General features: G+C 62.5%; 18 protein-coding genes and 1 tRNA gene. 16 read left to right on the plus strand and 3 right to left on the minus strand.

Going from position 1 to position 20,561, the window contains the following annotated elements:
• Window positions 1-15: 15 nt before the first annotated feature.
• The 6 genes from IV454_RS10700 to pth all read left to right on the plus strand — a co-directional run bounded on the left by IV454_RS10700 (window position 16) and on the right by pth (window position 4,299).
• Window positions 16-618: an outer membrane lipoprotein LolB gene (locus IV454_RS10700; protein WP_206091436.1), complete on the plus strand. Its 603-nt coding sequence runs from the start codon at window positions 16-18 to the stop codon at window positions 616-618.
• A gap of 1 nt (window position 619) precedes the next feature.
• Window positions 620-1,525, plus strand: a complete 906-nt coding sequence (gene ispE / locus IV454_RS10705; RefSeq protein WP_206091437.1) for a 4-(cytidine 5'-diphospho)-2-C-methyl-D-erythritol kinase — start codon at window positions 620-622, stop codon at window positions 1,523-1,525.
• 64 nt (window positions 1,526-1,589) lie between these two features.
• Window positions 1,590-1,666: transfer RNA gene (locus tag IV454_RS10710), tRNA-Gln, on the plus strand.
• Between the two features lie 151 nt (window positions 1,667-1,817).
• Window positions 1,818-2,768, plus strand: a complete 951-nt coding sequence (locus IV454_RS10715) for a ribose-phosphate pyrophosphokinase (RefSeq protein ID WP_054265879.1) — start codon at window positions 1,818-1,820, stop codon at window positions 2,766-2,768.
• 202 nt (window positions 2,769-2,970) lie between these two features.
• Entirely contained in the window at window positions 2,971-3,603 is a 633-nt protein-coding gene (locus IV454_RS10720) for a 50S ribosomal protein L25/general stress protein Ctc (RefSeq protein WP_206091438.1), read from the plus strand.
• A gap of 111 nt (window positions 3,604-3,714) precedes the next feature.
• The gene (gene pth / locus IV454_RS10725) at window positions 3,715-4,299 is read left to right on the plus strand and encodes an aminoacyl-tRNA hydrolase (protein WP_206091439.1); all 585 of its coding nucleotides are present in this window, start codon (window positions 3,715-3,717) and stop codon (window positions 4,297-4,299) included.
• Between the two features lie 9 nt (window positions 4,300-4,308).
• On the opposite strand, the gene IV454_RS10730 is transcribed toward pth, so the two are convergent.
• Window positions 4,309-6,174, minus strand: a complete 1,866-nt coding sequence (locus IV454_RS10730) for a DUF3857 domain-containing protein (protein ID WP_206091440.1) — start codon at window positions 6,172-6,174, stop codon at window positions 4,309-4,311.
• A gap of 149 nt (window positions 6,175-6,323) precedes the next feature.
• Between IV454_RS10730 and IV454_RS10735 the strand changes: the two genes are divergently transcribed.
• The 7 genes from IV454_RS10735 to IV454_RS10765 all read left to right on the plus strand — a co-directional run bounded on the left by IV454_RS10735 (window position 6,324) and on the right by IV454_RS10765 (window position 15,977).
• Entirely contained in the window at window positions 6,324-6,662 is a 339-nt protein-coding gene (locus IV454_RS10735; protein WP_206091441.1) for a hypothetical protein, read from the plus strand.
• Between the two features lie 138 nt (window positions 6,663-6,800).
• On the plus strand, window positions 6,801-7,886 hold the full coding sequence (locus tag IV454_RS10740) for a patatin-like phospholipase family protein (RefSeq protein WP_206091442.1): 1,086 nt from the start codon (window positions 6,801-6,803) through the stop codon (window positions 7,884-7,886).
• A gap of 250 nt (window positions 7,887-8,136) precedes the next feature.
• Complete coding sequence (locus IV454_RS10745) at window positions 8,137-8,508, plus strand: helix-turn-helix domain-containing protein (protein WP_206091443.1); 372 nt, start codon at window positions 8,137-8,139, stop codon at window positions 8,506-8,508.
• Between the two features lie 198 nt (window positions 8,509-8,706).
• On the plus strand, window positions 8,707-9,798 hold the full coding sequence (gene ychF / locus IV454_RS10750; RefSeq protein ID WP_054265890.1) for a redox-regulated ATPase YchF: 1,092 nt from the start codon (window positions 8,707-8,709) through the stop codon (window positions 9,796-9,798).
• Between the two features lie 543 nt (window positions 9,799-10,341).
• Window positions 10,342-10,818 carry a DcrB-related protein gene (locus IV454_RS10755; RefSeq protein ID WP_206091444.1) on the plus strand — a complete coding sequence of 159 codons (477 nt, stop codon included), beginning with the start codon at window positions 10,342-10,344 and terminating at the stop codon, window positions 10,816-10,818.
• Window positions 10,819-15,276, plus strand: coding sequence for an RHS repeat-associated core domain-containing protein (locus IV454_RS10760; RefSeq protein ID WP_206091445.1), 4,458 nt, complete (start codon window positions 10,819-10,821; stop codon window positions 15,274-15,276).
• A 206-nt stretch (window positions 15,277-15,482) separates the two neighbouring features.
• Window positions 15,483-15,977 carry an immunity protein RhsI2 family protein gene (locus IV454_RS10765; protein WP_206091446.1) on the plus strand — a complete coding sequence of 165 codons (495 nt, stop codon included), beginning with the start codon at window positions 15,483-15,485 and terminating at the stop codon, window positions 15,975-15,977.
• Between the two features lie 142 nt (window positions 15,978-16,119).
• On the opposite strand, the gene IV454_RS33495 is transcribed toward IV454_RS10765, so the two are convergent.
• Window positions 16,120-16,188: a hypothetical protein gene (locus tag IV454_RS33495; protein ID WP_370663786.1), complete on the minus strand. Its 69-nt coding sequence runs from the start codon at window positions 16,186-16,188 to the stop codon at window positions 16,120-16,122.
• A gap of 244 nt (window positions 16,189-16,432) precedes the next feature.
• Here IV454_RS33495 and IV454_RS10775 point away from each other — a divergent pair, with 244 nt between their 5' ends.
• The 3 genes from IV454_RS10775 to IV454_RS10785 all read left to right on the plus strand — a co-directional run bounded on the left by IV454_RS10775 (window position 16,433) and on the right by IV454_RS10785 (window position 19,662).
• Window positions 16,433-16,831, plus strand: coding sequence for a hypothetical protein (locus IV454_RS10775; RefSeq protein ID WP_054265893.1), 399 nt, complete (start codon window positions 16,433-16,435; stop codon window positions 16,829-16,831).
• Between the two features lie 402 nt (window positions 16,832-17,233).
• A complete protein-coding gene (locus IV454_RS10780; RefSeq protein WP_206091447.1) occupies window positions 17,234-18,934 on the plus strand; it encodes a sensor histidine kinase in 1,701 nt (566 codons plus the stop codon).
• Window positions 18,931-19,662, plus strand: a complete 732-nt coding sequence (locus IV454_RS10785; protein WP_054265895.1) for a response regulator — start codon at window positions 18,931-18,933, stop codon at window positions 19,660-19,662. Before IV454_RS10780 ends, IV454_RS10785 begins: the two co-directional genes overlap by 4 nt.
• On the opposite strand, the gene IV454_RS10790 is transcribed toward IV454_RS10785, so the two are convergent.
• Entirely contained in the window at window positions 19,649-20,557 is a 909-nt protein-coding gene (locus IV454_RS10790; protein ID WP_206091448.1) for a type II secretion system F family protein, read from the minus strand. The genes IV454_RS10785 and IV454_RS10790 overlap by 14 nt on opposite strands.
• Window positions 20,558-20,561: the final 4 nt, after the last annotated feature.

Below are 20,561 nucleotides of genomic sequence, written 5' to 3' on the forward strand. Positions count from 1 at the left end.
TGCCGGATCGCCACGATGTTCAAATCTAAAACCCGCATTCTTGCCTTGGCCTTGACCTGCACGGCGCTGCTGTCGGCCTGCGTCACCCCCGCCAACCTGTCGTCGGCCAAGGTGGCCGCCTACCGCGAAGCCATCGAGCTGAGTGGCCGCCTCACCGTGAACTACCAAAAAGACGGCCAGACCGAGACCCTGACCGGCAAATTTAGCTGGAACCAGGCGCCGGATTCGGTCAACGTCAGCCTGGCGTCGCCGCTGGGCCAGACCATCGCCACCATCAAGGTCACGCCCGATTCGGCCACCTTGACGCAGGGCGACCGCGCCCCGCGTGTGGCGCGCGACATCGATACCCTGACCGCGCAAACGCTCGGCTGGTCCTTGCCCGTGTCGGGCTTGCGCGACTGGCTGCAGGGTTACGCCAGCGGCGCCGACGGCCAGCGCTTCGCCGCCTCGCCCGCCGCCAACACGGTCACCACGGCCGATGGCTGGCGCCTGACCTTCGTGAGCTGGCAAGACCCGAACGCCGCCAAGCCGGTGCCCAAGCGCATCGACGTGGCCCGCGCGGCCAGCGCCACCGCGGAAGCGATGGAAATCCGCATCGTGATCGACCAGCAAGGCTGATATGCGCCGTACCTCCCTGCACGACTGTCCGGCCCCGGCCAAGCTCAATCTGTTCCTGCATGTGAACGGGCGCCGCGCCGATGGCTACCACCTGCTGCAAACCGTGTTCCAGATGGTGGACCATGGCGACCTGCTGCACTTCGACCTGCGGGCCGATGAACGCATCGTGCGCACCACCGACGTGCCCGGCGTGCCGGAGCAGGGCGACCTGATCGTACGCGCGCTGCTGCTGCTGCAAGCGGCCTATGCGCGCCGCCACGGCCATCCGCCACAAGGCATCGACGTGGCCATCGACAAGCGCCTGCCGATGGGTGGCGGGCTCGGTGGCGGCTCCTCGGACGCGGCCACGGCCCTGATGGCCGCCAACGCCTTGTGGGAGGCGGGCTTCTCGCGCGAAGAACTGATGGCGCTGGCCCTGCCGCTGGGCGCCGACATTCCGTTTTTCATCTTCGGCCAGACCGCTTTTGCCGAAGGCGTGGGCGAGGCTTTGCTGCCGGTGGAGGCCCCCGATTGCTGGTACGTCGTCATCGAACCAGGGGTCGCGGTCCCCACCGCAGCAATATTTTGCTCAGAGCATTTGACAAGGGACACGAAACCCGTCAGAATAACGGACTTTTCCAGGCACACCATGAATCGAACAGATTCAACTGGGTTCGGAAAAAATGATTTGCAAGCAGTGGCAGTGAGTTTGTTCCCGCCGGTAGCACAGGCGATCGACTGGCTCTCGGCTCACGGTGACGCCAGGATGACTGGCTCGGGAGCGTGTGTATTTTGCGCGTTTTCCAGCGAAGCGGAAGCCGACACGGTACTTCAACAAGTACCCGGCATCTGGAGAGCATGGAAAGCAAAAGCGCTGATGCATCATCCTCTCAACACGGTGTTGCAAGTTAGTGCGGTTATAGAATAGAATTTGGCCTGGCGTTGTGTTTGACGATAAAATGTCAAGTGTGACGACAAGCAGTCAGTTGCGTAGGGGAATCGCCAAGCTGGTTAAGGCACTGGATTTTGATTCCAGCATACCAAGGTTCGAATCCTTGTTCCCCTGCCATTCGTTTTGCCTGGTCTGTCGATGCGAAGTCAGCGTCCAGCAGGCGGACTCGGTGGCCTCGCTCTCGCGAGTCACTTGTTAGCTTAGCGTCAGCCGGCCGGTTCTGTCCGGCGACATTCAAAGAAATCAATGCTTACCTCTTGGGACTCCCATGGCTTACGAAAACCTGATGGTTTTTACCGGCAACGCTAACCCTGCGCTGGCAGAAGGGGTCGCAAAGAATCTGGGCATCCCTCTCGGCAAAGCAGTCGTCTCCAAGTTCTCGGATGGCGAAGTGATGGTCGAAATCAACGAGAATGTCCGCGGTAAAGACGTTTTTGTCCTGCAATCGACCTGCGCACCGACCAACGACAGCCTGATGGAAATCATCCTGATGGTCGACGCCTTGAAGCGCGCGTCCGCCGGCCGCATCACCGCGGCGATTCCTTATTTTGGTTATGCCCGCCAGGACCGCCGTCCGCGTTCGGCGCGCGTGGCCATCTCGGCCAAGGTGGTGGCCAACATGCTGGAAAAAGCCGGCGTCGAGAGGGTCCTGATCATGGACTTGCACGCCGACCAGATCCAGGGCTTCTTCGATATCCCGGTTGACAATATTTACGCATCCCCGATTCTGCTGGGCGACCTGCAAAAACGCAATTACGACGATCTGCTGGTGGTGTCCCCGGACGTCGGCGGCGTGGTGCGTGCGCGCGCCCTGGCAAAACGCCTCGGCTGCGACCTGGCCATCATCGACAAGCGCCGCCCGAAGGCGAACGTGTCGGAAGTGATGAACATCATCGGTGAAGTCGAAGGCCGTAACTGCGTCATCATGGATGACATGGTCGACACCGCCGGCACCCTGACCAAGGCCGCCGAAGTGTTGAAAGAGCGCGGCGCCAAGAAAGTGGTGGCGTATTGCACGCACCCGGTCCTGTCGGGCCCTGCGATCGACCGCATTTCGGCCTCGCCGCTGGACGAACTGGTGGTCACCGACACAATTCCCCTGTCGGCCGCCGGCCTGGCTTGCGACAAGATCCGCCAGCTGACCTGCGCACCGCTGCTTGCCGAAACGTTCAAGCGCATCAGCAAGGGCGATTCGGTGATGTCCTTGTTTATCGACTAACTGCGCGACTAAGCCAGTCAATAGAAATACCCGATTCGCAGGGTGGCAAGGCGGGAGCATAGCGCTCCCGGCCTTGCCACCCTGAAGTTTATTTCAGTACCAATTTTTCCGGATACCTCAGGGTGTCCGTTTTCGAGTACCCCTGGTCGCGGGGGCGCTCACACCGCAGGGCGATCAAGCCCCGCACTTTTTGGAGTTTCACATGAAAGTTATCGCATTCAATCGCAATCTGCAGGGGTCCGGAGCGAGCCGCCGCCTGCGTATCGCTGGTCAAACCCCAGGTATCATCTACGGTGGCGCTGAAGCCCCTGTCATGATCCAACTGGACGGCAACGCTCTGTACCACGCACTGAAAAAAGAAGCGTTCCACGGTTCGGTCCTGGAAATGGAAATCGACGGCAAGACCCAGCCAGTGCTGCTGCGCGACTTCCAGATGCACGCATTTAAGCAATTGGTCCTGCACGCTGACTTCCAGCGCGTCGATGCCAACAGCAAGCTGCACAAGAAAATCGCCCTGCACTTCGTGAACGCTGACGTGTCGCCAGCAGTCAAGCTGCACGCCGCCATCATTTCGCACGTGCTGCAAGAGTTGGAAGTGTCGTGCCTGGCAACCGATCTGCCAGAGTTCATCACGGTTGACCTGACCAACATCGACGTCGGTCACTCGATCCACGTTGCTGACCTGGTCCTGCCAAAAGGCGTGGTCGCGATCACCCACGGCAAGAACCCAACCGTTGCTACCGCTGCTGTGCCAGCTGGCCACGTTGCCGCTGACGCTGCCGCTACCGCTGAAGTGGCGCCTGCCGCTCCAGCCGCCAAAGGCAAAAAGAAGTAATCCTGCGCGCCGCGCAAGCGGCGTGTCGGAGAAAAACCCGCTTGGCCTTGCGCCCTGCGGGTTTTTTATCGTCTGTTATCCTTGCACTCCATTTTGATAGTTTAGAACACCATGCCCATTCGCCTGATCGTCGGCCTCGGCAACCCCGGCCCCGAGTACGAACAGACCCGCCACAACGCCGGCTTCTGGCTGGTCGACAACCTCGCCAACAGCCTGCCCGGCTGCCGCCTGCAGCGCGAGACGCGCTTTAACGCCTTCGTGGCGAAAACCTCGGTGGCCGGCCACGACGTGTTTTTGCTCGAACCGCAAACCTATATGAACCGTTCCGGGCAATCGGTGGGCGCGCTGGCGCGCTTTTACAAGATCAACCCCGATGAAGTGCTGGTCGTGCACGACGAACTCGACCTGGCGCCGGGCGCGGTCAAGATGAAGAAGGGCGGTTCCAGCGGCGGGCACAACGGCCTGAAAGACATCACCGCGGCGCTCGGCACCCAGGATTACTGGCGCTTGCGGCTCGGCATCGGCCATCCGCGCACGCTCGGCTCGCAGCAGCCGGTGGCCGACTTCGTGCTGCACCGGCCGCGCAAGGAAGAGCAGATCCTGATCGAAGACGCCATCGACAAGAGCTTGCGCATCCTGCCGCTGGCGGTCGAAGGCAAGTTCGATATCGCGACGATGCAGCTGCATACGGTGTGACAGCGGGCGTCAGCCGCCCTTGACGATGACCTGGCTCTTGAGGTCGCGCATCATGCGTTCGAGCAGCGGACGCATGCGCACGTAGTCGGCCGGGGTGCAGATCATGCCGGCATGGCGGAAGCGCAGGCTGCGCCGGACGTGCACCGTGTTGGCCTGGCGCGCGTAACTGGCCTGGTACGACAGGCCGGCGCCAGCCAAGGACAGCGCTTTCGGCAGCGCCACGATGCGGATGCCGGGCGCGAATCCGATCGCGATATCGTCGGCGGCATCGATTCCCGGACAGATAAAGTCTTGCGTGCGGGTTTTTTCCTGTGCCATCCCCGCCACCTCCTCGCCCAGTCCGCCCCAGAAATTGAAGCTGGTCGCCACCCCGGCCGGCCCCGGCAGGTCGGCGACGTTGTCGCTCACGCCGGCAAAGCCCATGCGGTACTCGTCGCCCTCGCCGTCGAGCAGGCCGGCATCGAACCTGCCATCGCCGTGCTGGCCCAGGGCTTGCAAGGTGCGCTCGACGAACAGGTCGCGCTCGGCGGGTGTCGTGTCGCGCACGGCCTGGCGGTAAGGCTCGGCGATCGCGCCGCCGGCCGTGCGCACCACCTTGAAACTGCCGCGGCCACTTGTGTCCACCTCGAAGCGCGCCAGGGTCCGGTTGATCTCCGGCTGCATGGAGGGCGTCTGCGCCAGCTTGCCCGTCTTGGCCAGCAACACTGGTTTACCGAGCGCGGCCGGCGGAAGATAGCCGGCGGCGACCGCATCCGAGGTGGAATCGAGGTACAGGTCGAGCGCGGCAATGTAGGTGATCACGTGATTGAAGATGCCCAGGGTGGGCGCGTCCGGCAGGCGGTAGGCATTGCCGCTGTTGATCAGGGCGGCGCTGCTGTCGATGCCGGCCGCCGCCAGCAGCGCTTCGAGCAGGATCGCGTGGTCCTTGCAGTCGCCGTAGCGGTTGTTCAGCACGGCGGCGGCCGCATGCGGCACCACGCCGCCGGCGCCGGCGTACACGGCCACGTAGCGGATGTTGCGGCGCACCCATTCGGACAGGGCCAGTGCTTGCGCGCGCGGGGTGTCCAGGCCGGCCGTCACTTGCTGCGCCAGGGTGGCGATGGCCGGGGTGGCCGCTGCCTGCGCCTGCGCGCGCGCGTGGTAAGCCCGTGCAAAGGTGGCATAGTTGGGGAAGGTGGACACCGCCAGCCGCTTGCCGTAATCGAGATAGCTGACCGATTCCGCCTCGATGCGCCGGTTCGGTCCGCTGACATATTGCCACTGGTAGACCTGGCGGCCGGGCGCGCTGCTTGCGGGCACCGGCACGAAGCCTGCCGCGTCCGCGTACAGCAGCATCGAGGCCGGCATGTCGTAGATCAGGTGAAATTGCTTGACGGCGTAAAACTGGGACGAGGACAAGTCCTCGAAATGCCCGGGAAACAAGGCGCTCTTGCGCTTGAGGACATAGTGCAGCGCCACCTTGTCGCCCGCCGCGACATCGGAAAACACGACCACTTTCAGGCGCGTATCCTGGAACAGGGGCGCGTCGCCCGATGCCGGTTCCTGCTGGTCCTTGACCTGTTCCGGCGGCACCGGGATGCGCCGGCCGTCCGGTTTGATGGTGGAAGCTTCGACCTCGCTGACTTCGTCGAGGCTGCTGTTGTAGCTGATGTAGTATTGGCTGTGCGCCTGCACCGCGCGCTGCAGGACGATGGTCTTGACGTTGTCGACCGTGAGGCGGTAGCTGCCATCGGTGTCGACCACGAAGTGCTGGATGTATTTGTCGACCACCATCGAGGGATCGGTTCCGGTATCGGTGCCGGTATCGGCGGCGGCGGCGCCGGTGTTGGCAAGAAGGAGGAGGGCGCTCAATACAACGGCGAGGCAAATGGGCATGAAAGGCTCCGGACGAGGCATCAGCGGCCCATGTTACGCAGGCTCCTGCATGCGCATTTGACTTGCCGCAATCGTGCTCGGGTGGCTACCCCCGTGGCTACCCCCGTGGCCATCCACCGAATGCGAAATGAAAACGAGGGAAGTCCATCATGCCACCAGCACCACAATTTACTGCCGAACTGACATTTCATTTTACCGGGCAAGGCCCGGAACGCCTCCACTGCTTCGTGTTTGAGGATGGCTTGCACCGGCGTGTGCCGATGCGGATGGATGGCGTCGACGGTCTCCATACCGTGGGAATGTGGGTGGATAAAGCGCACACATTCGTGTCCGGCGATACCGTCCTGGTCCGGTGCGTCGTCATCGCGCCTGAACTGTTCCACGACGTTGTGCAGCCGGGCGTGCAGTTTGCATTGTGGGACGGCGGCTACTTCGCCTCCGGCGTGGTGCTTGAGCGGCACGAGGCGGGATGGCCAAGCACGGCGTGAAAGTAAATAGTCGGTCAGAAAGCTGTAATGTCAGGAACGAATTGTCGCAGCAAGATAGTTTGCAATGCAGTGCGATTTCACGTGACCCCTCCCTGGATAGACTTGCCGCAAGCGCGTTCTTGTCGCCATAATCACGGCATGCACGCACTTTCCTTCCACGCCGGCCCGCACGCGCTGGCCCACATCGGCCAGCATGGCTTGCGCGCGCGCGACATCGCCGTCGTTCCCGCCGCCGCCGGCGGGCCCAAGGGCCTGATCTTCCAGTCGCTCGACCAATGGCTGTTCGGCGACTGGTTCCCGCAATCCCCGCGCGAGCGCGCCCTGATCGGCGCCTCGATCGGCGCCTGGCGCATGGCCGCCGCTTGCCAGGCCGATCCGGTCGCCGCGCTGGCCCGCCTGGGCGAGCTGTACTGCGGCCAGCGCTACACGGCCAAGCCCTCGCCGCAGGAAATCAACGCCGTCTGCCGCAAGCTCCTGCACGAGCTGGTCGGCGGGCACGAGGCGCAAGTGACCGCTCACCCTCAGCACCGCCTGCATGTGATCGCGGCGCGCGGGCGGCGCGCGCTGGCCGAGCCAGCCCACCGGCGTGCCGAAGCGACCGGCTTTGCCGCCGCCGCGCTGCTCAATCTGGCCTCGCGCGCCAGCTTGGGCCGGGTGGCCGAACGGGTCGTCGTCGGCGATGCGCGCGGCGCACCAAGCTGGATGACACCCGGCTTCGACAGCTTCACCACCCATTTCGCCACCCTCGACAGCACCAACCTGGCCGACGCCCTGCTGGCCTCGGGCACCCTGCCCATGCTGATGCCGCCGGTGCGCACGATTGCCGGCGCTCCGCCGGGCGCCTACTGGGATGGCGGCCTGATCGACTATCACCTGGCGCTGCCGTACTCGAACCTGGCGCCGGGCGAAATCGTGCTCTACCCGCACTTCAGCGAGCACATCGTTCCCGGCTGGCTGGACAAGGCGATGCCGTGGCGGCGCATGGCGCGCGGCGCCCAGCGCGGCTGGCTCGACAACGTGCTGCTTGTCGCCCCGACCGCGCATTTTCTTAGCACCCTCCCGCGCGGCAAGCTGCCCGACCGCAAGGATTTCACTTTCTACGGCCTCGACCATGACGCCCGCATCCGCAATTGGCAGCAGGCGATCGGGCAAGGCCAGCGCCTGCGCGACGAGTTTGTTGCGTTTGTCGACCAACCCGATCTTTCGCGCATCCAGACATTTTGAAGGATGGATGATCCGCAGCTATGCACTACTGACACCGTCAGCCATCGCGGCATTGTTGAAATCAAACGATTTTGTGGAGATATGCCATGAGGAATGCTAAACCGGCGACAGCAAAGCCAGCCAAGGCCGCAAACAAGCCAGCGGCAAAATCCGCAGTACCTGAACGCATGCGGAAAGCCGACGCCTGGCGGCGACGGCGATAGCCGCCCCTGCGCGCCAGGCCGTCAAAGCCGACAAAACGGGCGCGGCCATGAAGAGTGCTTCCACCCGCAAGGTCCCAGCGCGGCCCCACCGCAGCGACGCTTTCGAGGCGGTCCATAGCGCTGCGGCCGCCCTCCATTCAGTCGGCATCATCGACAAGAAAACGATGCGCGAATTTGACGAGAGCTGCTTTACCCCGCCGTCGTTGACTGCGCGCGACGTGCTGCGTATCCGCAATAAGGAGAACCTCAGCCAGGAAGTCCTGGCGCGCTACATGGGCATAACGAAGTCGACCGTGGTCAAATGGGAGTCGGCGTACAATATTCCGAGCCCCATTGCACAACGGTTGTTGAAAGTCATCGACGAACAAGGCATTGACGCGATTGCCGACGCGCCAGGACACCGTCCGGGGCGTGGCTAGGCCGAAAACGCAGGCGGGCGTGCTCGATTCGCTCCGGCGTGCGGGCCCGGGCGTGGCCGTCCCGACTGTCGCCGCGCCCGGGCACGGCACCGCCAAACCCGGTTTTTGCGGCCCCCGGCCCCGTCCAAGGTTACAATATGGGGTTTTGGGGCTTGCCTGTTTGAGCGCCCCTCGTCCATCGAACTAGAAAGTCTTCCCATGAGTCTCCAATGCGGCATCGTCGGCCTGCCTAACGTCGGCAAGTCCACCCTCTTCAACGCGCTGACCAAGGCCGGCATTCCGGCCGAAAACTATCCGTTCTGCACGATCGAGCCGAACGTCGGCGTGGTCGAAGTGCCGGACCCGCGCATGGATGCGCTGGCCGCCATCGTCAAGCCGGAACGCATGGTCAACGCCATCGTCGAATTCGTCGACATCGCCGGCCTGGTCGCCGGCGCGTCGAAGGGCGAGGGCCTGGGCAACCAGTTCCTGTCGCACATCCGCGAAACCGATGCCATCGTCAACGTGGTGCGCTGCTTCGAAGACGACAACGTGATCCACGTGGCCGGCAAGATCAGCCCGCTGGACGATATCGAAGTCATCCAGACCGAGCTGGCGCTGGCCGACATGGGCACCGTCGAAAAAGCCATCCACCGCGAGAACAAGAAAGCCCGTTCCGGCGACAAGGATGCCGCCAAGCTGGTCGCGCTGATGGAACGCATGATGCCCTTCCTGAACGATGCCAAGCCGGTGCGCGCGATGGGCCTGGATGCGGAAGAAATGCTGCTGATCAAGCCACTGTGCCTGATCACCGCCAAGCCGGCCATGTACGTCGCCAACGTGTCCGACACGGGCTTCACCAACAACCCGCTGCTCGACCAGTTGACCGCCTACGCCAAGGCGCAGAACGCGCCGATCGTGGCCATCTGCGCCGCCATCGAATCCGAAATCGCCGACCTCGACGACGCCGACAAGGGTGCTTTCCTGGCCGACATGGGCATGCAAGAGCCAGGCCTCGACCGCCTGATCCGCGCCGCCTACAAGCTGCTCGGCCTGCAAACCTACTTCACCGCCGGCGTGAAGGAAGTGCGCGCCTGGACCATCCACGTGGGCGATACCGCGCCGCAAGCGGCCGGCGTGATCCACACCGACTTCGAACGCGGCTTCATCCGCGCGCAAACCATCGCCTTCGATGATTTTGTCGCCTATAAGGGCGAAGCCGGCGCCAAGGAAGTGGGCAAGATGCGCGCCGAAGGCAAGGAGTACGTGGTCAAGGATGGCGATGTGCTGAACTTCCTGTTCAACGTCTAAGACACTGCGAAAAGGGCGCCGGACAGCGGCGCCGCCACATAACAAGAAACCCCGTGCATCTTTGTGATGGCGGGGTTTTTTGCTTCTACCTTGGCGTGCCGCCGTGAATGGCGGGCCCGAAGGACCATCCGGGTGACACGGCGATAAGCCGCTCATCTGCGATCGACTCGTCCCGTTCACGAACGCAAATCGCCCGCTCCGATGCCAGTGCGGCGCTACTGACGAGCATAGGAAGTCTGCATGCCACGACAAAATCCGTATGGAAATATTGAAATATCGGCACATATTTTCTCGGTCATGACATAATGCTTATCAGTATTTAATGCTTTCCAGCATCTGCAGTATTTCGAAATTTCCCTATAGCACCATTACATGAGCTCCCAAAGGCGGCGAAATAATGATAGGTAGCCGCAACAGATTACGCTGTGATTCCTGGTCCATCCCTCCGATGGCCTTGGCCAATAGCGCGCGGCGAACCGACGCGCAGATCCTTCCCCCTCCGTGAATTTCCTCCCCTGACTCCACCATCGATAGAACACAGCTATGAGCCATTACAATCTCAACGAAGCGAGTTTCGATCTGCACCCGAGCCTGAAAGACCGCACGGTCAACCAATTCATCATCAACGACGACGGTCCGAGCGATTTCTCGTTCGTCATTTCGCGCGCCGAAGACTTCACCGAGACCACGGTGGACGCCTTCGCCCTTCGCCTTGCAAGCGAGCTGCGCAAGGCGTTGCCGAAATTCGAACTGCTCGGCAAGCGCGACCTGACCGTGGACGGCTCGGCAGCGGTGGAATTGCACTACACCTGGCGCAATGGCGATAGCGAGATGCACCAGCGCCAGGTTGCCGTCTTTGTCCAGGCCGCCAGCGCTGACCGCAGCAAGGCATTGCTGTTGACCGGCACTAGTCACGGTGCCTTCAAGGATGAGTGGAATACGGCGTTCGATACCATGCTCGGCAGCATGCACCTGCATGCGCCGGTGCCGGCCGCAGCCCAAGCCGTGCAGGAGTCCTGATTGGGCGCGGCGGCCGGACGTGTCGACGATCCCATCGCGCATAGTCATGCGATGGGCGGATTGATCGCCGGCCTGGTGATCGGCGCGCTGGTCGGCGCCGCCATCATCGCCACCGGTGGCCTGGCGCTGGTGGCGGTGGCCGGGGCGGTGGCCGTCACGGCCGGCGCCGCCGGCGTCGGGGAAGTGGTCGGTTCGATGAATGTGACGGACAAGGTCTTTGGCGCCAACCTGACCGGGGCGGTCAAGACCGGCTCGCTGAACGTCTTTGCGAATGGCAAGCAGGTCGCGCGAGCCCACCTCTCCACCGCCCTTTGCGCCACCCATGGACCGGCTCCCCAGCTGGTCGTGCAAGGCTCGTCCACCGTGTTCGTCAACGGCCAGCCCTTCGCCCGCGTCGGCGACATGATCAGTTGCAGCGCGAAGATCCATGCAGGCTCCCCCAACGTCTTCGTCGGCGGCGCGACGGCCACCACCGATCCCGACCTGATCACGCCGGAGGTGCCGGGCTGGGTGCACACGACCCTGCTGGTGGCGGGATTGGTCAGCGCCACGATACTGGCCGGCCCCCTGGTCGCCCTCGGCGGACTGGTGCTCGGCATGGTGGGCGGCAAGGGCGGTGAATATCTGGGCGGACTGATGTTCGGCGAAGGGTCGGACGGCCAGAAAGCCATGATGCTGGCCGGCAGCATGCTCGGGGGCGCGGCCGGCGCCAAGGGCGGCGCGTGGCTCGGCAACAAATTCATTCCCATGCCCACCACGCCGGCCATGGCCTTCGTCAAGGGCGGCGTACCCGGTGTCGCCAAATTCAACCCCGTCAACGAGCGTCCCAACGGGACGAAGTGCAAGTGCGGCGATCCGATCGACGTCATCACGGGCGACGTCATCCTGGAACAGACCGACTTTGCCTTGCCGGGCGTGCTGCCCATCGTACTGCGGCGCGTGCACACGTCCGGTAATCCGGTCGGGACGGTATTCGGCAAGGCCTGGGCCAGCACCTGGGGGCAATGGATTGAAGTAAGTAATGACGCGGAACTGGTGTTCCATGCCGAGGATGGCGCCTCGATGCGCTTTGCCATGCCAGACATGGGCGCAAGCGTCACGCACCCTGTCTACCAAGGTTTCCGCGTGACCCGGCTCGACGGCCACTTCCTGATTGAGCAACGGCATCAACCCACCTTGCGTTTCGAGCCAAGCGATGCAAGGCACTGGCGTCTGGCGGCCATCACGGACCGCAACGCCAACCGGATTGCGCTGGTCTACACCGGCGCTGTCCTGACCGAAGTGCGCCACAGCGGCGGCACGCGGCTCAAGGTCGAGGCGAGCGAACATGCGATCACCCGCATCAGTCTGCTGCACCCCGAGGGCGGCCAGACCACCTTGACCAGCTACACCTACCATGCCAATGGCGACCTGTCGGGCATCATCAACAGCAGTGGCTTGCCGCTCACCTATGCCTATGACAGCGCCCACCGCCTGATCCGCTGGCAAGACCGCAACGACGTATGGATCGGCTACCGCTATGACGATCAGGGCCGCTGCGAGCAAACCAGTGGCGGTGCCGGCGGCCACATGACCGGCCGCTTCGTCTACGATGACGCGCGCAAGGTCAACACCTACACCAATTCCTTGGGCCACGCCACCGCCTACCACTACAACGATGCCTGGCAGGTCATCAAGGAAGTCGATCCGTGCGGCGGTGTCAGCGAGTTCGAATACGACGCGCACCAGAATCTGGTCGCCGCCATCACACCTGGCGACGCAGTGTTGCGCTGGGCCTATGATGCACGCGGCAATATGGTCGGTCACATTGATGCGGCGAGCAAGGAAACCGTTATCGCCTACGACGGACGTGACCTGCCGGTCGCCGTTACCTCGCCGGATGGCAAGCGCGTTGAACGCGCCTACGACGATTGCGGCAACCTGATCCAGGCTGGCCAGGGCGGCGCGGTAACGCGCTTCGAACACGACGCGTATGGCAATGTGCTGCGCGTCATTAATCCGGCCGGCGCGGTCGCCACCTTCGTGCACGATGCGCGCGGTCTGCTGACCAGCGCCACCGACTGGCTGGGTAATCCGACCCGGCTCACGCGCGACGACTTTGGCCGGGTCACCGCCCGTACCGACCCGCAGCAGCATACCAGCCATTACGTCTATAACGTCGAAGGCAAGCCGCTCGAGATTGCCTTGCCGGACGGCAGCCGCCATCTGGCCCAGTACGATGCCGAAGGCAACTGCATTGCCCGCACCGATGCGCTGGGCAAGGTGACGCAGCACGCCTATTGCGCCTTCGACCGGCTGACGCAGACGATCGAAGCGAACGGCGCCATCACGCGCTACGAATACGATACCGAGTTGCGTTTGAGCGCAGTCATCAATCCGATGGGCGAGCGCTGGGGCTATCTCCGGAACGCAAGCGGACAGGTAATCGCGGAAACGGATTTCGCCGGCCGCACGGTCGAATACGGCGTCAATGCCGACGGTCTGGTGATCGAGAAGCGCACGCCGTCGGGCCAGCATACGCGCTACCTGCGCAACCACGCGGGGCAGTTGCTCGAACAGATCAACAGCGAGGGCAGTACCCGTTACGCCTACGATGCGCTGGGCCGCCTGGCGCGCGCCGTGAACGCCGACAGCGACATCGCCTTCGAGCGCGATGACATGGGCCGCATCGTCAGGGAAACCCAGAATGGCCGCAGCATCGCCAGCGGCTATGACCTGATGGGGCGACGCACCGAGCGCAGCAGTTCGGGCGGGCATAGCAGCGTCTGGGAATTCGACGCCAACAGCCTGCCTGTTGAATTGACCTTGCCCGATGCGCAGACCTTCAGCTTTCTGCACGACAGCCGCGGGCGGGAAACGGGGCGGCGACTGCCTGGCGGCTTGCGCATCGAGCAGGAACACGATCAGCTGAACCGCCTGACCCGGCAATGGACCGGCATCGCGCCGGAGTCGGGCCGGCCGGCGCGCACCGTCCAGGAACGCGCGGTCAACTATGACGGCAATGGCAATCCGAGCAAGCTGGGCGAGCGCAGCCTCGGTGTCATCGACATCGGCTATGACAGCGTTGGCCGCGTGACGCAAGCCCGGCGCGGCGACGGCGAAGAGCAATACGCCTACGATCTGGCGGGTAATCTGATCGACGCGATCAAGCAAAAATCGCTGCTCGGCACCGACGCCAGCAACGCTGATGCGCTGGGTCAACGCGTTCATCAGCGCGGCAAGCTTATGCAAGCAGGCAAGGTCAACTATGAATATGACCTTGAGGGTCGCGTCATCACCCGCACCGAAGGCAAGCGCTGGGGCCGGCAACAGCATTGGCACTATGTCTGGAATAGCGAGAACCGGCTCAAGCGTGTCATCACGCCCGATGGCGACGCCTGGGAATATACCTATGATGCGCTGGGCCGCCGGCTGAGCAAAAAACAGGTGCCGGGCAATGGCTCGGCGCGCTTTATCGAAGTCGCTTACCTGTGGGATGGCCACACGGTCGCCGAGGAACGGCGCTTCAACAGGAAGCCGGATGGCAAAGGCGGTTCAGACGTCATCGAAGAGATCTGCGCTACCTGGGACTACGAGCCCGACAGTTTCAGGCCGCTCGCAAAAACGGAGACGATCCGGCGCAAGGGCAAGGAAACGACCAAAACCTACGCTGTGGTGCTCGACCACATCGGCACCCCGAAGGAGTTGATCGATGCCGACGGTGGCATCGCGTGGCAGGCCAAGAGCAATCTGTGGGGCGAGACCGAAGAAGTGACTGTCAGCAAGACCGACTGTCCAATCCGCTTCCAGGGCCAGTATTACGACGCTGAATCGAAGCTGGCGTACAACTGGCATCGGTACTACGATGCGAGCACAGCGCGGTATTTGACGCCGGATCCGCTTGGATTGGCAGGCGGACCAAATCCATATGCTTATGTGAATAATCCGCTGAATTCGGTCGATCCGCTTGGCTTAATGGATTCATGTTCTGATGCCGTTCCGCGTGCAAAATTACAGGAATTCGATCCGGTTCAAGAATTCGACGCTGCCGGGAATGAAATATATTATAGAACTATGAGCGAACCCCATTTCAGGCGTCTTCCGACCGAAGGAATTATTGCTACCGGCGAAACGGGACTATCACCAAATGTACTTTATTCACAGGAGTACACGGGGGTAACTGTCAAGATTGCCGTAAAGCCAGGAACCGCAGCGAAATTGCAAAAAATTGCTCTCAGTGCCGATTCTGAAACATCGAAACAGTTTCCGGATTTACCATCAGTAGCCGGAAGTTATAAATGGACTGAAAGGAACGCCACGCTTAAGCTGGAGGGGACAGGGCGACCTCATATAAACAATAGCGACGGAGTTATGAATACCTTGATTGGCAAAGGTGAGGCGCGCAGAATATTCAACGAAAATATCGTTAGCACTGAGGCCGTGAGCATCCAGAAAGTAGCTCCAAAAAAGAGGCGGTAGCGGTGCTACTTTCGGATAAATTTCGGAAATTCATCAAAAAACGTATTTTGATAATAGCTTTTAGAGGCCATATATTTTAAGTTAAAAATTTCTATGCGCTGTTCTGCTTTACTCCGATTTCACGTCGAGAGCCTGTCATGTTACGCTTAAGTTTGGTAGACAATTGAAACAAGAGATATAAGCTCTTATAATTACCTGGAGTGTGTATGTATTTGAAATTGGATGATTTTGAAGTGCCAATGAAGTTGGTTTATCAGTTAGTTAATGATTTTAAAAAATATCCTGAACGTGTAGCACTCCAGCAAGCGTTAACATTGGATGACACGCGACCAAAGATGGGATACAAAGGAGTGTACGGCCTATATGGATCCGAAGAATGGTGGGCGAATATAGGGAATGGGAATATGCCAAGAAGGTATGTTTCTGGAGTGATTGTAGCGCTATATCACGCGGGCCAAGACGAAGAAGATGATATAAACTCATTTGATCTGTCATTAGATGATGGATCGACGAAATCCCTCGGAATATATTGCGACAATGATGGCGACATTGATCTTTTTCGCCTGGGCTGTCGGGTTGATATTTTTTCGGTTTTCGACCCGTTAAAATATGAACAACCTCCAGTGGAGGGAATTGAGTTCGCGGAAATTGTCGTTGAAATAGCGGTTTCGATTGCACCAGTGACGCCAACTATAATGTAGCCATGCCTGGAAAGATGGCGGTTGATGGCATCAAAAATACTCTCGTTCGCGTCGGCCTTGAGCAGGCACTCCTTGAACGTCCGGATCGTCGCCCGGTCCGGTATCCGGCTGCTGGCACGCAGTCCGGCAAAATGCTGGAAGCTCAGGCGGTCGCGCACTGGAATTCCATTTGATGGTCGCTCAAATTGAACAACTGCTGGATCAGCAACACACGTACCGTCAGTTCCCTAGGAAATGGAGGACGACCGCCGCGTTTGCGGCCGGGGCGCGGAGCTGCTTCGTCAACTGCTCCATCGCCCTGAGCGTGTCACCAAGCTAATTGAGCTTGGCTTTGCGATCCTGGTCGGTAAACAGACTTGTCTTGTTCATGAAATCAGGTCAGTAACAAGGAGCCGCTATGATGCCATGGCTGGGCTGGATTTTCGAGACGCCCAATTGGATTGTAGGGAGGAAATATGGCTCGACACGATTATTCCGATGAAGATGAGTTTTATGAACAAAATTTTGAAAAAAAAGGCGTGCTTTCGGCATGGGTCGGTTTGACACCTCAGACTGAAGAAGATGACGACATCGACATACTGCAGGACCTGTGCGGCGTGGGTTATTACAGGCTCAGCGACCAGGAAAGCATGTCTTTCGACAATGAAGTGGTTGAGCTATCACGCCTCTTGGCCCCTCTGTCTTATTCAAAAACGTATAGTGACAATGTGATGGCAGCGGCGAAAAAAATAGGAATAGAAAAAGCACGAGAGGTTGTTATTCAATACGACTTCGCGTATGACCCGGCAGTCGTCACCCGCGCGATAGCAGACGATCCCGTTTTCATCGGCGTTTTTGCCTACTCCGATCAATAGATGGGGGCATGGTTCTTCCTGCCGCAGCCGCGCTGCAGTGATGGCATCAGCGCCATCCGGCCTGTTCCGATGAAAAAAAGCCCCGCGCATCCTGGTGATGACGGGGCTTTTTTCATGCAGGCACGGATTTACGCGCGCTAGCTGACGATGAGGTCGTCATGGAAGGTGAGCAAGCTGGCGTAGCTCATCGCGTACGCATTTCCGTTGGACAGTATGTGGCCGAAGGCGCGCCATGGTGCCGCACAGAACCTTGCCTGCCTTCGTTTCGCGGCGCATGGCCCGATGCTGTGACCCGCGTCATGGGCGGCTGAAAGTAACAACCTACAATCAATAATCGATTGGCAACAGCAAGCCCGGCCCGGCACCACGGCGCCGGCGGCAGGCAGCATGGCTTGACTGCGAATGGAACGACAAGGAATGGTGATTGCGGACTCCCCCCTCGACAAGGATGCGGCCAGCTCGGTAGCGCAGTCGGACGTGGCCTACAGCCAACTGGTCGCGCGCATCAGGCTGGTGCTGACCGTCTCGGCGGTGCTGGTCGCCGTCCTCGACCACCCCGGCCCTGAGCGCGCCAACCTCACCGCGCTGCTGGTCCTGTCCGTCTACGCGGCGCTGTGCGCGGCCGTCTACCTGTTCCCCCGCTGCCAGCCGCGCTGGAGCCGCGGCAAGCTGCGGCACCGGCTCGATGTGGCCGTATCGGTGGCCGTGGTAGCCGCAGTCGGCCCGGCCGAGATTTTCCCGCTGGTATTCCTGCTGTTCGCGATCGTGGTCGCCTCGCTGCGCTACGGCCTGGCCGAAGGCGTGCGCGTCACCATCGCCACCGTATTTCTGTACTACCTGGCGGCCATCGTCACCTTGCCCGACGTGACGCCGGCGCGCCTGCTGCTGCGCGCGGCCGTGCTGCTCGCCTTCGGCCGCGTGATCGCGCAGCTGGGCGAAATGCACATCCTGGCGGCGCGCCGCCAGGCCTTGCTGCGCGAGATGAACCAGGTGGCCAATCCGCGCTTCGGCATCGACCGCAGCATGACCGCCGCGCTGGAGCGGGTGCGCGCCTTCTTCCTGGCCGACAGCTGCCTGCTGCTCCTGGACGACCACGACAGCGGCGCCCACGCGCTGCGCACGGTGCGCGCATGCGGCCCAGCGCTGGCAGCGGCCGACCCGATCGACCCCGCCCTGGCGCGCGCCATGCTGCCCGCGCCGCACACGCAGGTGCTGCTGTACATGCGTCCGTGGTGCCGCTGGGGCGCCCTGGGCGGCTGCGCGCTCGGCCACGGCGGCGCCAGAGCGGCCTGGGCGCCGCACGATCCCGCCCGCCTGCGCCAACTGGCCGACTTGCTGGGCGCCACCGCCTTCATCAGCGCCCCTGTGAGCTTTGGACGCGGCAAGGGCCGCATCTACGTGGCCGCGCGCACGCGCCACCTGGGCCGCGGCGACGCCCTGTTCCTGGCGCGCATCGCCGAACAGGGCTTGCGCGCCATCGACCGCATCGACCTGCTCGACCGCATCGCCTCCGACGCCGCCGGCCTGGAGCGCAAGAAAATCGCGCTCGACCTGCACGACACGGCTATCCAGTCCTACATCGGCTTGCAACTGGGCCTGGTCGCCCTGTGCCGCAAGGCCGCGCCCAGCAATCCGCTCGCCGCCGACCTCGACAAGCTGGTATCGATGGCGGCCGACGTCATCGCGCAACTGCGCGACGAGGCCCGCCGTGCCTGCGGCGCCGCGCCGGCCGGCGACACCATGTTCCTGGCCGCGCTGCGGCGCCAGGCCGCCCGGGCGCAGGCGACCTACGGGGTCAAGGTCCGCATCGATGCCGGCGCCAACGTCGCGCTGGGCGACCGGCTCGGCGCGGAAGTATTGCAGATCGTGCGCGAAGGCATCAGCAACATTTGCCGCCACACCGAGGCTACAAAGGCCAGCGTGGCGCTGCGCTGCAGCGGCACCATGCTGCGCATCGACATCATCAACCCGCACGGCGCCCATGCGCCGCCGGCCTTCCAGCCGCGTTCGCTCAGCGAGCGCGCCAGCGCCCTGGGCGGCGCCGCTTGCGTGCGCCAGGACGGCGCCAACGGCACCATTGTCAGCGTGGAGATTCCATTATGAAAAGTGAAGCACAAGACCTGGCCGGCCCGGTCAGGGTCATGCTGGTTGACGACCATCAGACCATGCTGTGGGGCTTGCACACCCTGATCGACGCCGAACGCCCGCGCATGGCGGTGGCGGGCACGGCGCGCACCTGCGCCGAGGCCCTGGCCGGCGCCGCGCAACTCAGGCCCGACGTGATCTTGCTCGACCTCGACCTGGCCGGCGTCTCCACGGTCGAGTTCCTGCCGGAATTGCTGGCCAATGGCGTCTCGCGCGCGCTGGTGCTCACCGCCGCCCACGACCCCGACCTGCTCGACCTGGCCGTGCGGCGCGGCGCGCGCGGCATCCTGCACAAGGAAGTCACGGCCGAGCAAGTGCTCAAGGCCATCGCCAAGATCCATCGCGGCGAACTCTGGTTCGACGCCGACACCATGGAGCGCGTGTTCGGCCAGATGCTGGGCTGGCGCCGCGCGCTGCGGCCCGAGCCGCCGGCCGAAAAGCATGCCGCCCTGACCGCGCGCGAACGGGCCATCGTCAGCGCCGCCGTCGAACTGAGCGGCAGCGCCAACCACGAGGTGGCCCAGCGCCTGTTCATTTCCGAGCACACCCTGCGCAACCATCTCAGTTCGATCTACCGCAAGCTCGACGTCCCCAACCGGCTCGGCATGTACGTCTACGCGATCCGCCACGGCCTGGTCCAGCCCGACCAGGCCGGCCGGCGCCACGAAGGATTCAATGAGCGCTGAGGATCGGCATGATGGTGCGCACGATGACGATCATGGCCGGCCCCAGTACCACCATGATGATCGACGGGAAGATGAACAGGACCAGGGGAATCAGCATCTTGGTCGGCACCTTGGCCGCGTGTTCCTCGGCGCGCACCTGGCGCTTGTGGCGCAAGTCTTCCGAAAACACCCGCAGCGATTCGCCGATGCTGGTGCCGAATTTGTCCGACTGCGTCAGCATGGTGGCGAAGGTGCCGATTTCCTCGATGCCGGTGCGTAGCGCCAGGTTGCGCAGCGACTGGGCGCGGCTGCCCCCGGCCCGCATCTCCAGGTTGGTCAGGTGCAGTTCCTCGGCCAGCGCGCGGCTGCTCATGCCCATTTCGTCGGCCACCCGCGTGAGCGCCGAATCGAGCCCCAGTCCCGCTTCCACGCACACCAGCATCAGGTCGGCGGCATCGGGGAAGTGCTCGAAAATCTCGCGCTTGCGTTCGCGCAGGCGCAGCGACAGCGCCAAGTTCGGCAGGTAGCAGCCGGCCAGCGCCGCGATCCCCAGGTTCATCAGCACCGTCATCTCGTCCAAGACGGTGAAGGCGCGCAGCAGCAGCCAGGTGGCGCCGGCGAACACCAGCGGCAGCACCGTCTTCAGGCCGAAATAGATCAGGCGCGCGTCGCCGCGCCGGATGCCAGCATGGATGAAGCGCAGGCGCAGCGGCGAACTGTCCCAGTCGCCGGTGGGCGCCAGCACGCGCGCGAACGGGCCGACCGCCTGCGCCACGGTGGCGCTCCAGTCGGTTGCGGCGGCCGGATTGCCGATCGCATCGAGGCGCTTGTCCAGGCGGCTGGGCACGAGCAGGAGGAACAGGCCGGCGATGGCGGTGGTGACGGCCAGGCAGACCAGGGCAGCGAGCACGAACATGATG

This window comes from Massilia antarctica, assembly GCF_015689335.1.
GTDB classification, from domain to species: Bacteria; Pseudomonadota; Gammaproteobacteria; order Burkholderiales; family Burkholderiaceae_D; genus Telluria_A; species Telluria_A antarctica.

Excerpts from the sequence above, each read along its gene's own strand:
- IV454_RS10700 (WP_206091436.1), top strand. The coding sequence starts at position 16 with ATGTTCAAATCTAAAACCCGCATTCTTGCCTTGGCCTTGACCTGCACG.
- ispE (WP_206091437.1), top strand. The coding sequence starts at position 620 with ATGCGCCGTACCTCCCTGCACGACTGTCCGGCCCCGGCCAAGCTCAAT.
- IV454_RS10715 (WP_054265879.1), top strand. The coding sequence starts at position 1,818 with ATGGCTTACGAAAACCTGATGGTTTTTACCGGCAACGCTAACCCTGCG.
- IV454_RS10720 (WP_206091438.1), top strand. The coding sequence starts at position 2,971 with ATGAAAGTTATCGCATTCAATCGCAATCTGCAGGGGTCCGGAGCGAGC.
- pth (WP_206091439.1), top strand. The coding sequence starts at position 3,715 with ATGCCCATTCGCCTGATCGTCGGCCTCGGCAACCCCGGCCCCGAGTAC.
- IV454_RS10730 (WP_206091440.1), bottom strand. The coding sequence starts at position 6,174 with ATGCCCATTTGCCTCGCCGTTGTATTGAGCGCCCTCCTCCTTCTTGCC.
- IV454_RS10735 (WP_206091441.1), top strand. The coding sequence starts at position 6,324 with ATGCCACCAGCACCACAATTTACTGCCGAACTGACATTTCATTTTACC.
- IV454_RS10740 (WP_206091442.1), top strand. The coding sequence starts at position 6,801 with ATGCACGCACTTTCCTTCCACGCCGGCCCGCACGCGCTGGCCCACATC.
- IV454_RS10745 (WP_206091443.1), top strand. The coding sequence starts at position 8,137 with ATGAAGAGTGCTTCCACCCGCAAGGTCCCAGCGCGGCCCCACCGCAGC.
- ychF (WP_054265890.1), top strand. The coding sequence starts at position 8,707 with ATGAGTCTCCAATGCGGCATCGTCGGCCTGCCTAACGTCGGCAAGTCC.
- IV454_RS10755 (WP_206091444.1), top strand. The coding sequence starts at position 10,342 with ATGAGCCATTACAATCTCAACGAAGCGAGTTTCGATCTGCACCCGAGC.
- IV454_RS10765 (WP_206091446.1), top strand. The coding sequence starts at position 15,483 with ATGTATTTGAAATTGGATGATTTTGAAGTGCCAATGAAGTTGGTTTAT.
- IV454_RS10775 (WP_054265893.1), top strand. The coding sequence starts at position 16,433 with ATGGCTCGACACGATTATTCCGATGAAGATGAGTTTTATGAACAAAAT.
- IV454_RS10780 (WP_206091447.1), top strand. The coding sequence starts at position 17,234 with ATGGAACGACAAGGAATGGTGATTGCGGACTCCCCCCTCGACAAGGAT.
- IV454_RS10785 (WP_054265895.1), top strand. The coding sequence starts at position 18,931 with ATGAAAAGTGAAGCACAAGACCTGGCCGGCCCGGTCAGGGTCATGCTG.
- IV454_RS10790 (WP_206091448.1), bottom strand. The coding sequence starts at position 20,557 with ATGTTCGTGCTCGCTGCCCTGGTCTGCCTGGCCGTCACCACCGCCATC.